12 protein-coding genes and 2 pseudogenes are annotated in these 13,206 nt (G+C 65.7%); 5 read left to right on the top strand and 9 right to left on the bottom strand.

Going from position 1 to position 13,206, the window contains the following annotated elements:
* Positions 1-6: 6 nt before the first annotated feature.
* From CSV86_RS12400 to CSV86_RS12385, 4 genes and pseudogenes are all read right to left on the bottom strand, one after another.
* The gene (locus CSV86_RS12400; RefSeq protein ID WP_009401491.1) at positions 7-1,029 is read right to left on the bottom strand and encodes an XdhC family protein; all 1,023 of its coding nucleotides are present in this window, start codon (positions 1,027-1,029) and stop codon (positions 7-9) included.
* A 224-nt stretch (positions 1,030-1,253) separates the two neighbouring features.
* Positions 1,254-2,565, bottom strand: a pseudogene (locus CSV86_RS12395) (c-type cytochrome).
* A gap of 10 nt (positions 2,566-2,575) precedes the next feature.
* Positions 2,576-4,807: a xanthine dehydrogenase family protein molybdopterin-binding subunit gene (locus tag CSV86_RS12390; protein ID WP_009401494.1), complete on the bottom strand. Its 2,232-nt coding sequence runs from the start codon at positions 4,805-4,807 to the stop codon at positions 2,576-2,578.
* Complete coding sequence (locus CSV86_RS12385; protein WP_009401495.1) at positions 4,807-5,265, bottom strand: (2Fe-2S)-binding protein; 459 nt, start codon at positions 5,263-5,265, stop codon at positions 4,807-4,809. The genes CSV86_RS12390 and CSV86_RS12385 overlap by 1 nt, the downstream gene beginning before the upstream one ends.
* A gap of 301 nt (positions 5,266-5,566) precedes the next feature.
* Between CSV86_RS12385 and CSV86_RS12380 the strand changes: the two genes are divergently transcribed.
* The 5 genes and pseudogenes from CSV86_RS12380 (at position 5,567) to CSV86_RS12365 (ending at position 9,256) form a co-directional block, all read left to right on the top strand.
* The gene (locus CSV86_RS12380) at positions 5,567-6,454 is read left to right on the top strand and encodes a hypothetical protein (RefSeq protein ID WP_009401496.1); all 888 of its coding nucleotides are present in this window, start codon (positions 5,567-5,569) and stop codon (positions 6,452-6,454) included.
* Positions 6,405-7,460 (top strand): GGDEF domain-containing protein, encoded by a 1,056-nt coding sequence (locus CSV86_RS12375; RefSeq protein WP_080604775.1) that lies wholly within the window; start codon positions 6,405-6,407, stop codon positions 7,458-7,460. The genes CSV86_RS12380 and CSV86_RS12375 overlap by 50 nt, the downstream gene beginning before the upstream one ends.
* Positions 7,461-8,180 (top strand): annotated as a pseudogene (locus CSV86_RS33330) (PAS domain-containing protein); the annotation flags it as partial.
* 99 nt (positions 8,181-8,279) lie between these two features.
* A complete protein-coding gene (locus tag CSV86_RS33325) occupies positions 8,280-8,738 on the top strand; it encodes a methyl-accepting chemotaxis protein (RefSeq protein WP_376699755.1) in 459 nt (152 codons plus the stop codon).
* A gap of 95 nt (positions 8,739-8,833) precedes the next feature.
* Entirely contained in the window at positions 8,834-9,256 is a 423-nt protein-coding gene (locus CSV86_RS12365; protein ID WP_009401501.1) for a hypothetical protein, read from the top strand.
* 9 nt (positions 9,257-9,265) lie between these two features.
* Here CSV86_RS12365 and CSV86_RS12360 read toward each other — a convergent pair whose 3' ends face one another.
* The 5 genes from CSV86_RS12360 to lpxO all read right to left on the bottom strand — a co-directional run bounded on the left by CSV86_RS12360 (position 9,266) and on the right by lpxO (position 13,204).
* On the bottom strand, positions 9,266-10,156 hold the full coding sequence (locus CSV86_RS12360) for a LysR family transcriptional regulator (RefSeq protein WP_009401503.1): 891 nt from the start codon (positions 10,154-10,156) through the stop codon (positions 9,266-9,268).
* Positions 10,156-11,064, bottom strand: a complete 909-nt coding sequence (locus CSV86_RS12355; protein ID WP_009401505.1) for a LysR family transcriptional regulator — start codon at positions 11,062-11,064, stop codon at positions 10,156-10,158. The genes CSV86_RS12360 and CSV86_RS12355 overlap by 1 nt, the downstream gene beginning before the upstream one ends.
* A gap of 5 nt (positions 11,065-11,069) precedes the next feature.
* Positions 11,070-11,627: a GNAT family N-acetyltransferase gene (locus CSV86_RS12350; RefSeq protein WP_009401507.1), complete on the bottom strand. Its 558-nt coding sequence runs from the start codon at positions 11,625-11,627 to the stop codon at positions 11,070-11,072.
* A gap of 214 nt (positions 11,628-11,841) precedes the next feature.
* On the bottom strand, positions 11,842-12,186 hold the full coding sequence (locus tag CSV86_RS12345) for a carboxymuconolactone decarboxylase family protein (protein WP_037060772.1): 345 nt from the start codon (positions 12,184-12,186) through the stop codon (positions 11,842-11,844).
* Between the two features lie 118 nt (positions 12,187-12,304).
* On the bottom strand, positions 12,305-13,204 hold the full coding sequence (gene lpxO / locus CSV86_RS12340; protein ID WP_009401510.1) for a lipid A hydroxylase LpxO: 900 nt from the start codon (positions 13,202-13,204) through the stop codon (positions 12,305-12,307).
* Between the last annotated feature and the right edge of the window lie 2 nt (positions 13,205-13,206).

Genomic DNA, 13,206 nt, shown 5'->3' with positions numbered 1-13,206 from the left:
GACTCGCTAGACCACCTGCATCAGTTGCTCCCGCGCCTGCTTGGCCTGGACCACGGACAGCTCCTTCGGCAACACCACGGCATTCTTCTGCGCCAGCACCTCGGCCATGACGCTCACGGCGATCTCCGCCGGGGTCTTGCTGCCGATGTAGATGCCGATCGGGCCGTGCAGCCGTTTCAGCGACGCCTGGGTTTCGCCGAAATGCTCGATCAGGCGTTCGCGCCGGCTCTGGCTGTTGCGCCGCGAGCCGATCGCGCCGATATAGAACGCCGGGCTGTGCAGCGCTTCGAGCAATGCCAGGTCGTCGAGCTTGGGGTCATGGCTGAGGGCGATGATGCAGGTGCGCACGTCCGGTGCGAAGGCGCGGACGATGTCGTCGGGCATGCCGACCAGCTTCTCGACGCCGTCCAGGCTCCAGGCTTCCATGTATTCCGGGCGCGGGTCGCAGACGCTGACCTTGAAGCCGTTGAAGCGGGCCATGGTCGCCAGGTATTCGGCCAGGGCGCCGGCCCCGATGAGCAGCATGCGGTAGCCGGGGCCGAGGGTGTTGAGCATGCGCTGGCCATCGAAGGCGAACTGTTCGGGGACCAGGGTGGTGTGCAGCGCGACCTGGCCGCTGGCGAGTTCGAGGCTGCGGCGCACCAACCGACCGTTGTCGAGATGCTGGAGAAGCTGGCCGAGGCTGTCGGCACAGGGGGCGAATTCGAGGACGATTTCCAGGGTGCCGCCACAGGGCAGGCCAAAGCGGTGGGCCTCGTCTGCGTCGATGCCGTAGCGCACCAGTCGCGGCAACCCGTCGGGAAGGCCGGGGCCCTCGTAGGCGGTGGTATAGCGGTGGATCAGGTCGTCTTCGATACAGCCACCGGACACGCTACCAACAACCCGGCCATCGCCGCGCAGGGCCATCATCGAGCCGACCGGGCGCGGCGATGAGCCCCAGGTGCGGACCACCGTGGCCAGCAGGGTGCGATGGCCCGAGGTGAGCCAGTCGTGGGCGGTGCGCAGGACCAGGAGGTCGATGCTTTCCATGGGTGTGGTCCTTTTGGTTCGTTATCCGGGTTGGACTGCTGGAGGCGGGGCACAGTGCGATCTGAAATGAACCCGCGATCCCCATGCCTGCCGAGCCCCCTGTGGGAGCTGGCTTGCCAGCGATGAGGCCGGCTCTGATGTCGATGGTGTCCGGGCGGCCGCCATCGCTGGCAAGTCGGAGCGCCGAACCGCAGCTCCCACAGGGTCCTCGGCAGGCATGGGGATCAGCGCATGCGCAGCACGATTGGGCTGCTACTCGCCGGGTCAGTGCGTTCGCGCAATTCACTCACCGCCTTGACCTCGACGGCCCCCCACGATTCCCCCATTGCGTCCTGACAAAACTCAACACCTCGGCAATCTCCCGATCCGACAACTGCTCCCTGAACGCCGGCATCCGATACGCATCCGGCACCCCGGCCGCCACCACCCGCTGCGCGCCGTTCAAGGTGATGTTGATGCTCGACGCATTTTCATGGGCCATGGACGACGAAGCCCCCGCCAGCGGCGGCATCCATTCGTTCTGCCCACGCCCGTCGACACCATGGCAGGAGGCGCAGCGCGTGGCGTAGGTATGCGCACCCGGCGCATCAGCCACGGCTTGCTGGTACTGCCACGGTGGCCCGTCGCGCTGCGGATCACCCGGCAGCGATTTGAGGTAGCGGGCAATCGCGGCCAGGTCCTCGTCGGTCATGAACTGCGTGGAGTTGTTGAACGCCTCGGTCATCGAGCCGAACACCACCGCATGCTGGTTGCGCCCGGTCTTGAGGAACTGCGCGATCTGCGCCTCGCTCCAGCGGCCCAGCCCGGTATTCGGATCGTCGCGCAGGCTTGGGGCGTACCAGCCATCGAGCAGGGCGCCGGAGAGGTAGGCCGGCTTGCTGCCGTCCAGGGCCTTTTCATTGAAGGCCAGCCCGCGCGGTGTGTGGCAGCTGCCGCAGTGCCCCGGGCCTTCGACGATATAGGCGCCACGGTTCCACAGCGCATCCTTGGCCGGGTTGTCGATATGCGGGGCGGAGGCACTGAACAGGCCATTCCACATGGCTATCGGCCAGCGCATGTTCAACGGCCAGGGTATCTCGCCAGGCTTGTTGGCTTCGGCGACCGGGGCGACGCCCTTGCTGAAGAAGGCATAGAGCGCCCGCACATCCTCGTCGCTGAGCCTGGCATAGGACGGGTAGGGCATTGCCGGGTAGAGCCGGGCGCCATCGCGCCGTACGCCGTGGCGCACCGCGCGGTCGAAGTCGGCCAGGCTGTAGGCGCCAATGCCGTGCTCGGGGTCCGGCGTGATGTTGGTGGCATGGATGCCCCCAGCGGCGTGTCCATCTTCAGCCCGCCAGCGAAGGGCCGGCCCTCCGGCAGGCTATGGCAGGCCACGCAATCGGCCAGGCGGGCGACATATTCGCCGCGTCGAACCAGTTGCTCGTCCGGCGCATCGCCCGCTTGCGCCGTGAGGGGCGAGGCGGGCGTGCGGGTGACGTACCAGCCCAGCGCCGCAGCGCCCAGCACGACCAGCAGTGCCAGTGGTTTTGCATTCATCGGCGACCCCTTAGCTGAAGGTGTAGCGCGACAGCGGCATGCTGCGGATGCGCTGCCCGGTCAGATGGGCCACGGCATTGGCCACCGCCGGGGCCGTGGCCGGCAGGGGTGGCTCGCCGATGCCGCCCATTTTTTCGCCGCTTTCGACGATCTTCACCTGCACCCGGGGCATGCGCGCCGGCGGCAGGATCGGATACAGGTCGTAGTTACGCGCCCGTGGCTTGCCGTCGATATACACGGCTTCTTCCACCAGCGCCTGGGACAGCCCCAGGGCCACGGCGCCATTGACCTGGGCGTCGATGATGGCCGGGTTGACGATGCTGCCGGGGTCGATGGCCTGCCAGATCTCGTGGACCTTGACCTGGCCATTTTCAATGGACACTTCGGCGATCACCGCCGCATGCGAGCCGAACGGCGAAGCCATGGCCACGCCGCGGGCACGCCGGGTGCCGTCCTCGGCCACCCAGGGCCCGCGTTTCCAGCCACCGGACAGCTCGCCCACGGCATTGAGCAGGGTGGTCAGGCGCGGGTTATCGCGCAGCAGTTTCAGGCGCAACTCGAAAGGGTCGTGCTTGCCCTGGTCGGCCAGTTCGTCGAGGAAGGCTTCGTAGAAGAAGTCGTTCAGCGAATTGCCCACCGAGCGCCAGTAGCCCAGCATCGCCGGCCCCTGCACATAGTTCTGGGCGATGCGCCGGTTGGCGATGGCGTAGGCCTTGCCTGCCAGGCCTTCGACCGCCGTGGCATCGACCTTTTCCGCTTGCTTGCCGGCCCGGGCCTCGGTTGGGCCCTCGGTGGCACTGACCGCTTCCAGGGCCACGGGCAGGCCGTCCTGGTCCAGCGCGGCACGGAACCTGACCACGGCCATCGGCCGCAGGACATCGCGCAGGAATTCTTCCTCGCGGCTCCAGATCAGCTTGATCGGGCGCCCGGTGGCCTTGGCCAGCTCGATGGCCTGGGGGTAGGGGTTGGCGCTGTCGTAGAGGAAGTGCCGACCGAAGAAACCACCGAGTAGCGGCGAGTGCAAGGTGATCTTTTCCGGGTCGAGGCCGGTACGTTTGGCGATGTCGGCGCGGAACATGTCCGGCGCCTGGTTCGGCAGCCAGACCTCGAGGCTGCCGTCCGGGTTGAAGCGCGCCGTGGCCGAGGCCGGTTCGAGCTGGGCGTGGTTGAGGTACTGGTTGTGGTAGGTGGCTTCGACCCTGGTGCTGGCGTTATTCCAGGCGCTGGCGAAATCGCCTTCCTGCTCCGCTTCGCGGCCTGGGCCGGTTTCGCCGGCCAGGCGCTGGCGATGGCCGTCGCTGGAGAAGTCGGCGGGCATGGCGCGCACCCTGGAGTCGGCAGCGGCTTCCTGCCAATCCACCTGCAAGGCTTCGGCGGCGCGCCTGGCGTGCCACCAGCGCTCGGCCACCACCGCCATGGCCCCGGGCAGACGATGGATCGAGTGCACGCCCTTCATGGCCTTGACCTGCTCTTCGTTGTGCACGCTGGCCACCGTCATGCCCAGGCGCGGCGCGTGCTGCACCGCGGCGTGAAGCATGCCGTCCACCTTGATGTCGATGCTGTACACGGCCTTGCCTGTGGACTTGTCGTAGGCATCCACGCGCTGCACCGGCTTGCCGATCCAGCGGAACTGGCTGGGGGCGCGCAATTTCACGCTGTCGGCGTCCGGTACCGGCAGGTCCATGGCCCTCTCGGCCAGTTCGCCGTAGTCCAGGGTGCGACCGGAAGCGGCGTGGATCACCCGGCCAGGCTCGGTGGTCAATTCGCTGACCGGCACCTTCAGGCGCTCGCTGGCCGCCTGCAGCAACATGGCCCGGGCCAGGGCGCCAAGCTTGCGCATGGTCGGGTAGCTGGTGCGCACTGACATGCTGCCACCGGTAATCCGCCTGCCGTTGTCCATCACCACGAAATCCGGACCTGCAGGCGCCGCTTCCACCAGGAAACGGGCGGGATCGATATCCAGTTCCTCGCCGACGATCTGCGCCATGGCGGTGTAGATGCCCTGGCCACCTTCCATGAACGAACAGAGCAGGCGCACGCGGCCATCGGGGCGGATTTCCAGCAGCGCCGGGACCTTGATCGGCGACGCGGCAGCAGCGTCGGCCGCTTCGACGCGGCCGACGCCCAGGGGCAGGCCGCAGCCCAGCACCAGGGCGCCGGCAGCGACCCCGGCGCTGGCCAGCAGGAAGCGCCGGCGCGACAGGTTGACCGGCTCGCCGAGGGGCAACTGTTCTCTTTTCATCAGGCAGCCCCTTCGTTGCTGGCGACGTCGTGGACGGCGGCGCGGATGGCGTTGTAGGTGCCGCAACGGCACAGGTTGACCATGGCCGCTTCGATCTCGCGGTCGTCGGGACGGGCGTTGTGCTTGAGCAGGGCGGTCGCGGCCATCACCTGGCCGGACTGGCAGTAGCCGCATTGGGCGACCTGGTGCCTGACCCAGGCCTCGACCACGCGCTTGCCGACCGCGTCGGCCTCCACCGCTTCGATGGTGGTAATCTCGCGACCGACCACGCCGGCCACCGGGGTCACGCAGGAGCGCACCACATTGCCGTCCACCAGCACCGAGCAGGCGCCGCATTGGGCCAGGCCGCAGCCGTACTTGGTCCCGGTCAGGCCGAGGTCGTCGCGCAGCACCCAGAGCAGGGGCGTATCCGCGTCGGCGTCGACCTGGTAGGTCTGTTGATTGATTCGCAGGTCCATTGGCTCACCAGTCTTTTTCGGTTATTTGATCGGGCTTGTTGTAAACCGCCGCACGCAGGGCAGTGCGAGCCCGTCGGGAAACGCTAGCACAGGGATCCATTGAGGATGGTCGGAGCGTTTCGCTAGGTGCTAGCGACAGGATTGATAAATCGGCAAACGCGCCGATGTGCACCAGATCGCCGTATTTAGGCTTGCTGAAACATTTTTGGGGTGATCCGATTGCCATCATCGAACTCCCTATAATCAAGTACGCCAGGTAATGGCTATATGACGCTATTTTTCCGGGGTAACCTGAAATTCGATGAAGCGAGCCGAACTGCTGGATTGTCTGCAACACACCATCGGCGACTTCTACAAAGCTGAAATCGACGAAGCCATATCCCTTCACCTGGACCTGATGCTCGACTTCTACCAACGCAAGCCGTTCTTCTACAAAAGCTTGATGAAATACGACCGCCTGATGGTAGTCCTGTCACTGTTCGCCTTTCATTACCAGGATCCACTGACGCCGCTGTCCCGGGTCAAGGAGTTCTGCCTGGGGCGTGGCTACCTGTCGCGCAACAGCCTGGACTCGTATTTTTCGTTCTTCTTCATCAGCGGCTACATGCACGTCAGCGTGCATCCCGAAGATGCCCGGCTGCGGATCTATCGCCCGACCCAATCGGCCATCGACGAGGCGGCCAGGATCATCAAGACCTACCTGCTGCCCGGTTGCCTGCTGGTGCCCGGCAGCGGCGCTACGGCCACCGCGGTGGAGCCGGCCGTCCTGTTGCGACGCTTCTTTACCGGCCTGGTGCAGTTTCTCGAGGCAGGCATCCTGCTCGACAGCCTGTTGCCGGGGGCCAAGTGGATCATGAACAAGGATGGCGGACACCTGCCGATGCTCGCCCTGTACCTGGATGCCCTCAGGCACCGCTCGGTCAATGGCGGCTACAAGGTCTCGACCTATGCCGAGCTGTCTTCGCGCCTCTACGTGTCGCGCACCCATGTCATGCGCCTGGTGCGCGAAGGCGAGGCGAAAGGCTATTTCCGCTGCTGCGGTAACACCGTGGAAATGCGACCGATGTTCGCCGAACTGGTCAGGCACACCATGGCGATCAATTTCGCGGTAGCGCGGGTCAGTATGGAGCTGGGGTCGGATGTTAAGGAAAGCAGAGTGTTCAAGCCAGGCGCTGGATGTGCCGGTTAGCCAGGCACAGCGTATCCGCCTGCTGCTGCGCGAGGGGGTGATCGCCGCGCAGATGCTGGTGCTGGTCAGTTGGCTGCTGATTCACGTGGTGCTGTACGAGCGGGCGACCAGCGTCGCCGCCTGGGGACCGTTGCTGATATCGGCAGCGTTGGCCCTGTTGCAGACCTATGCGCAGTCGGACCGGATCTGGCGTTTTTCCGGGCTGGCCTTCGTGCTGGTGGTGATGGTCGGGTTCAAACTGCTGTTTACCGAGTACCCGCTGCTGCACCAGCGGTTTTCCTTGCCCTTGACGGTGCTCGCGGTGGTGGGTGCATCGCTGCTGATTCGCGGGTCGTGGGATTACCTGGTGGTCGCGGTGCTGACCTGGGTGTTGATCCAGCCCTATGTGAACGGCGAAAGCGACGATCGGTATTTCCTCGGCCTGTTCGTGGTGTTTTCCATCAGCCTGGGCTGGATCAACAGCCGCACCTACATCCGCGCGCTGGAAAACACCCTGGACATCGAGCGGTACTACCGAAACCTGTCCGAGACCGACCACCTCACCGCGCTGTACAACCGCCGGGCGCTGATGGAGCGCCTGGAAACCTTCGTCGCGACCAGGGCAGGCGGCTTCTTCATGATGATCGATGTCGATGACTTCAAGAGCGTCAATGACCGCTTCGGCCATGGAGTCGGCGATGAAGTCCTGCGGGTGCTGGCCGAGCGCCTGAAGGCAATGGCCGTGGGCCATTGCGTTGGACGGCTGGGCGGCGAGGAGTTCGGCGTCATCCTCGACACCTGCGATGCGCGTAAGGCGTGCGCCCTGGCGCAGCAGATGCTGGACGCGGTGCGCGAGTGTCGCGAGGCACCGGTGCCCTTCACCTTCAGCGCCGGGCTGGCGCCCTTCGCCCCGGGCCAGGACATTTCCGAGATTCTCATCCATGCCGATCGCAACCTGTACAAGGCCAAGCGCGCCGGCAAGGACCGGGTGCATCCAGGCACCCAGGACAGCCATTCCCGTCAGTAAATGGAGTCAGCCATGTTCAACCGTCGTTGCACGCAGGCCTTGAGGGCTTGCCAGCAGGAGTTGCAAGCACTTCAGGGATCGTTCGCCTGTCTTGAGCAGGGATTGGCCAGTGTCGCTCTGGACGAGCGCGGGCAGATCAGCGCTGTCAGCCAGACCTTTGCCGATGCCCTGGGGCACCCCTCGGCGCAGTTGCTGGGCATGAAGCCTGGCGAGTTGCTGGAGCCCGGCACCGAGGGCGCGGTCAAGCCGCAGACCCTCACCCACTGGCGCTGTCGCGGCGCCCAGGGACGCTCGGTAATGCTGGGCCTGTATTGGCTGTGCGATGGCAGCGGCTGTTGCCGCGGCTACGGTACGGCATGGCCGGTGCCAAGTCGCCAGGAGCGTGACGGGCTGGAAATGTTCCAAGCGCTCGACCGCTCCACGGCAATCATCCAGTTCAATCTCGAAGGCGTGGTGATGGATGCCAACGAGCCTTTCCTGCAGGCCATGGGCTACGGCCTTACGGCAATCCTGGGCAAGCACCACCGGATGTTTTGCCGCGCCGAGGACGCCGCCTCGCTGGAGTACACCGAGTTCTGGCGGGCGCTCAAGCGTGGCGAGTTCATCGCCGGACGTTTCCAGCGCGTGGACAGCCGTGGCCAGCCCGTCTGGCTGGAGGCCACCTACAACCCGATCAAGGATGCCGCCGGCAAGGTCTACAAGGTGGCCAAGTTCGCCAACCTGGTGACCGCGCAGGTAGAAAAGGCCGACCTGGTGAAGCGGGCCGCCGGCCTGGCTTTCGATGTCGCCCAGGTTACCGACCAGCGTGCGCGACGCGGCATGGACGTGGTGGGCGAGGCGGCCACGGCGATGCGCGACATCGCCGGGCAGATGCAGGCGCTGACCGACAGCATGGAAGCCCTGGAAAACCAGTCGCGCCTGATCGGTTCGATCGTCGAAACCATCGGTGCGATCGCCACCCAGACCAACCTGCTGGCCCTCAACGCGGCGATCGAGGCGGCCCGCGCAGGCGGGCAGGGCAGGGGCTTCGCGGTGGTAGCCGATGAAGTGCGCCGGCTGGCGGCACGCACAACCGAGGCTACCGCGGAGATCTTCGAGGTGGTCAAGCAGAACCGCGCCCTGACCGATGCCGCGACCCGCGGCATTGAATCCAGCCGCGCCCATACCGGCCAGGTCGAGGCGTTGGCCGAACAGGCCGGCAGCACCATGCTGGAGATCCAGCAGGGCGCGCGCCAGGTGGTCGAGGGTATCGGGCGGGTGGTACACGACCTGGAGTGAGCCCGGGCCATGTCCATTTCTGGGGAGAACGTGGCGCCGGCTGTCGGCCTGTTAGCCTGACCTGACTTCAACAGCGATCCGCAAGTGGAGGCAACATGGCTGATTTGGCAGTGCGGGTGGCAGGCGCCCCCGTGATCACCGACAAGACCACGGTTCGGGTGCAGCTCGGCATGAAAGCGCCGGACAAGGAGGCCTCCGCCGCCGAGGCCAAGGCGCCAAACGATGCCATGGGCAGCCTGCTGGCGGTGGAGCAGGGCAAGGACAACCAGCAGGACCTTATGCGGCGCACCCGCGAAATGATTCAGGAAGCGCAGAAGCGCCTGCAGCAGGAGCAGCAGAAACTCGAGCGCCTGGCTGCCGAGGCGGCCCAGGATCCCGCCGCCCAGGCTGCGCTCTCGGCCCAGCGCACCAGCGTCTCGGCAGCCAATGCGCAGTTGCTCGCCCTGCACGCGCAGTTGATCCAGCTGATGAGCCAGTCCTCGGGGGTTTCGCTGGGTCGGGTCGATACCACCGCCTGAGCCTGGCGTTCAGTCCAGGCGCAGTTCGTCGATCACCAGGTGCATCGCCCGGGACACTTCGCGCTGGTTCGAGTAGTACAGGTGAAACCCGGGAAACTCCCGCCACCATTCCTGCAACACGGGCACCAGCCGGCCGCCATCGAGGTGCGGCCGGGCCATGTCCTCAGGCACATAGGCCAGGCCATGGCCGTCCAGTGCGGCACTCAGCACCTGGTAGATGCCGTTGAACACCAGGCGGCCGTTGACCCGCACATTCATCTCCCGCTCGCCGCGCTTCAGTTCCCAGGCATACAGGTTGCCCAGGGTTGGCAGGCGCAGGTTGATGCAGTCGTGGTTCATCAGTTCGTCCGGGCTCAGGGCCAGCCCTCGCTCGGCCAGGTAGTGCGGCGAGGCGACGATGGCCAGGCGAATGTCCGGACCGATCCTCACGGCCTGGATGTCCCTGGCCAGGCTGTCGCCCAGGCGCACGCCGAAGTCATAGCGGCCCTGGACGATATCGGTAAAGGCGTAGTCGGAGTGCATTTCCACCTGCAGGCGCGGATAGCGGCGCAGCAGCGGTGCCAGTTTCGGCCAGAGCAGACTGTCGATCGCGTGGTCGCTGGCGGTGAAGCGCAGGACGCCACCGGGGCTGTCGCCCAGCTCGCTGACCGCACGCAGCTCCTCGGCGATGCTCGCCAGGCGCGGACCGACGGCCTCCAGCAGGCGCTCGCCGGCTTCGGTCAGGGACACGCTGCGGGTGGTGCGGGTGAGCAGGCGGATGTCCAGGCGTTTTTCCATCTCGCGGATGGTGTAGCTGAGCATCGACTGCGACATGCCCAGTTGCGCCGCCGCGCGGGTGAAATTGCGCTCGCGGGCCACGGCCAGCAGGGCCAGCAATTCGCTGTAGCGTTCGCGGGGCATCAGTCCGGCTCCAGGCGTAGGGCGGCGATCAGCAGGCTCATGGCACCGGAGGGCTGGCGCCGGCTCGGGTAGTACAGGTGCAGGCCGGGCCAGCTCGGGCACCAGTCTTCCAGCAGGCGCAGCAGATGACCGGAACGCAGCCAGGGATCGGCCATTTCTTCCGGGACATAGGCCAGGCCAAGGCCGGCGACGGCCGCCTCGACGCAGTCGGTGGCGCGGTTGAAGGTGAGCTGGCCATCGACCCGTACCGACAGCGGCTTGCCGTCGCGCTCGAATTCCCAGGCCCACAGGTTGCCATGGGTGGACAGTCGGATATTGATGCAGTTGTGCCGGCTCAGGTCCCGCGGATGCTCGAGGGCGGGGTGACGGGCAAGGTAGGCCTTGGTTGCGACCAGGGCGAAGCGCAGGTCGGGGGCGATGCGCACGGCGATCATGTCCTGGGCCAGGGACTCGCCCAGGCGCACGCCAGCGTCGAAGCGCCCGGCGGCAATGTCCACCAAGGCGTTGTCCACCGAGATCTCCACCTTGATTCCCGGGTACTGGGGCAGGAAGCGCTTGAGCTTGCCCATCAGCACCGTTTGCACGGCGTGATCCGAGGCGGTGATGCGGATTGAACCGGTCGGAGTATCGCGCAGCTCATCAAGGGCGCGCAGCTCGGCGTCGATCTGCGCCATCTGCGGCGCGACCTGCTGCAGCAGGCGCTCGCCGGCTTCGGTCGGCACCACGCTGCGCGAATTGCGCGACAGCAGGCGCACGCCCAGGCGCGCCTCGAGGTTGCGTATGCCATGGCTGACGGCGGTCTGGGACAGGCCCAGGCGTGCGGCGGCCTTGGTGAAACTGCGTTCTTCGGCAACGGCGAAGAACAACGGCAGGCCGGCGAAGGCATCGCGCAGATGGCGGTGCTCCATCCTGCTCAGCGCCCGCGACGCCGCGACACCACGGCCTCGATATTCTTGCGGCCGATCAGCTTCGGCTGCTCCGGTTCGCCCAGCCACTTGTACATCACCAGGCAATCGACCAGGCCCAGGCGCGCATGGCGGTAGGCCTTGGGCAGGCGCCCCACTGTATCGAAGCCGAGTTTGGTCCAGAGCGCGACGGCGGCTTCGTTGCTCGCCACCACCGAATTGAACTGCAGGGCAAGAAAGCCCGAGGCCTGGGCCAGTTGCTGGGAGTGTTCGCACATCTGCCGCGCCACACCGCGGCCGCGGGCGGCCTCGCTGACCATGTAGCCGCAGTTGCCGACATGGCTGCCGGGGCCGGTAGCGTTGGCCTTGAGGTAATAGGTACCGAGCAGTTCGCCGTGTTCTTCGGCGACCAGGGTGTGCAGGGGCAGGTCCAGCCAGAGATGGCGCGCCTGCTCCGGGGTCATGGCCGGATCGTAGGCGTAGGTTTCCCGGGCCGCGACGATGGCCTGGAAGGTGGGCCAGAAACGGTCGAAATCGGCGGCGGTCATCGGGCGGATCTGCAGCATGCGGGGGCCTTGGCTGGGGGAAGGGGAAGTCGGCATTCTAGGGGATTCGAGACCGCGCCGTCGAAAGCACGACGCGTACCCTGTGGGAGCGGGTTCACCCGCGATTGCTATGGTGAATTCACTACTGTAATCGCGGGTGAACCCGCTCCCACAAGGTCCCTGCAAATCAAAGGGTTATGTGTTGTCCTATGGAAGCTGGCCGGACGGCGATGGCCTACTCGCCAGCCTTGCCCACCGCATCCAGCGCCCGCGCCGAATACACCAGGGCCGCGCCGGCATTCATCGCCACCGCCACGCCCAGCGCTTCGGCGATCTCTTCCCGGGTTGCGCCATGCTTGACCGCCTGCTGCGAATGCACGGCGATACAGCCGTCGCAACGGGTGGTGACCGCCACCGCCAAGGAAATCAGCTCGCGGGTCTTGGCGTCGAGATGGTTGGTCTTGGCCCCGGCCGCGCTGGCGGTCGCGTAGCCGGCCACGGTATCGGGAGAAAGCTGCTTGAGATCGCCGATACCTGCCATCAACTGCTTACGGTAGCCATCCCAGTCCATCATGCTCATTGCGTTCACCTCGTTGGTTTGGATCGATCGAACAGTGAAGCTAGTCGCTTCCCCGCCGTCTTGCCAATGAACAATAGGACTGGAAGGTCGATGCTTTGGCAGCAAACGCCGGTGGACTTCAGATGTAGATGAACACCAGGGCCAGCACCGCCACCACCGCCCATTTCTCGGCGTAGTAGCGCGCCCGGTTGCGCTTCTTCAGGGCCTTGCCACGCTCGCGGATCCTGTAGATGCGGGTGAACAGGCGGTTGATGCCGCCGGTCTTGTCCCCGGCGTCGTTGGGCGCTGCGGCCGCGGCCATGACATTGGCGCTGAACCAGCGGTTGAAAGCGGTCGCCCAGCGGTACTTGAGCGGTCGCTCGACGTCGCAGAACAGGATCACCCGGTTGTGTCCGGTCTGGTTGGCGGCGTAGTGGATGTAGGTTTCGTCGAACACCACCGCTTCGCCATCGCGCCAGTGGTAGTTCTCGCCGTCTACGCAGATGTAGCAGGCCTCGTCGTTCGGCGTGTCCAGGCCCAGGTGATAACGGTAGGAGCCGGCGTAGGGGTCACGGTGGCGCACCAGCTTCGAGCCCGGCGGCAGGGTGGCGAACATCGCCGCCTTGACCGTGCCGATGCTCTGCAGCAGTTCGGTGGTGCGCGGGCACAGTTTCATCGCCGACGGATGGCTCTCGCCGTACCACTTCAGGTAAAAGCGCTTCCAGCCGCTCTTGAAGAACGAGTTGAAGCCGACGTCATCATAGTTCTGCGAACTCTTGATTTCGCCTACATGCAGCAGTTGCAGGGCTTCTTCGCGGATGACCTGCCAGTTGTCCTGCAGCGGCTTGAGTTCGGGGAACGACTCGGTCGGCAGGTATGGCCTGGCCGGCAATTTCGAGAACAGGTAGAGGAAGGCGTTGACCGGCGCCAGGAAGCTGGAGTGGTCGCCCAGCTGGCGGGTGATCTTGTGTCGTACGCGGCCGCGGAAATGCACATAGGCAATGGAGGCGGCGAACAACAGGACGATGAAGATTTTCATGG

Source organism: Pseudomonas bharatica CSV86 (genome assembly GCF_000319305.2).
In the GTDB taxonomy this organism is placed as follows: domain Bacteria; phylum Pseudomonadota; class Gammaproteobacteria; order Pseudomonadales; family Pseudomonadaceae; genus Aquipseudomonas; species Aquipseudomonas bharatica.
This window is presented reverse-complemented; position numbering and strand designations above follow the sequence as displayed.

Bases quoted from the DNA above. Each gene is read 5' to 3' on its own strand.
- CSV86_RS12355 (WP_009401505.1), bottom strand. From the start codon at position 11,064: ATGGAGCACCGCCATCTGCGCGATGCCTTCGCCGGCCTGCCGTTGTTC.
- CSV86_RS33325 (WP_376699755.1), top strand. From the start codon at position 8,280: ATGGACGTGGTGGGCGAGGCGGCCACGGCGATGCGCGACATCGCCGGG.
- CSV86_RS12365 (WP_009401501.1), top strand. From the start codon at position 8,834: ATGGCTGATTTGGCAGTGCGGGTGGCAGGCGCCCCCGTGATCACCGAC.
- CSV86_RS12385 (WP_009401495.1), bottom strand. From the start codon at position 5,265: ATGGACCTGCGAATCAATCAACAGACCTACCAGGTCGACGCCGACGCG.
- CSV86_RS12375 (WP_080604775.1), top strand. From the start codon at position 6,405: ATGTTAAGGAAAGCAGAGTGTTCAAGCCAGGCGCTGGATGTGCCGGTT.
- lpxO (WP_009401510.1), bottom strand. From the start codon at position 13,204: ATGAAAATCTTCATCGTCCTGTTGTTCGCCGCCTCCATTGCCTATGTG.
- CSV86_RS12400 (WP_009401491.1), bottom strand. From the start codon at position 1,029: ATGGAAAGCATCGACCTCCTGGTCCTGCGCACCGCCCACGACTGGCTC.
- CSV86_RS12360 (WP_009401503.1), bottom strand. From the start codon at position 10,156: ATGCCCCGCGAACGCTACAGCGAATTGCTGGCCCTGCTGGCCGTGGCC.
- CSV86_RS12390 (WP_009401494.1), bottom strand. From the start codon at position 4,807: ATGAAAAGAGAACAGTTGCCCCTCGGCGAGCCGGTCAACCTGTCGCGC.
- CSV86_RS12380 (WP_009401496.1), top strand. From the start codon at position 5,567: ATGAAGCGAGCCGAACTGCTGGATTGTCTGCAACACACCATCGGCGAC.
- CSV86_RS12345 (WP_037060772.1), bottom strand. From the start codon at position 12,186: ATGAGCATGATGGACTGGGATGGCTACCGTAAGCAGTTGATGGCAGGT.
- CSV86_RS12350 (WP_009401507.1), bottom strand. From the start codon at position 11,627: ATGCTGCAGATCCGCCCGATGACCGCCGCCGATTTCGACCGTTTCTGG.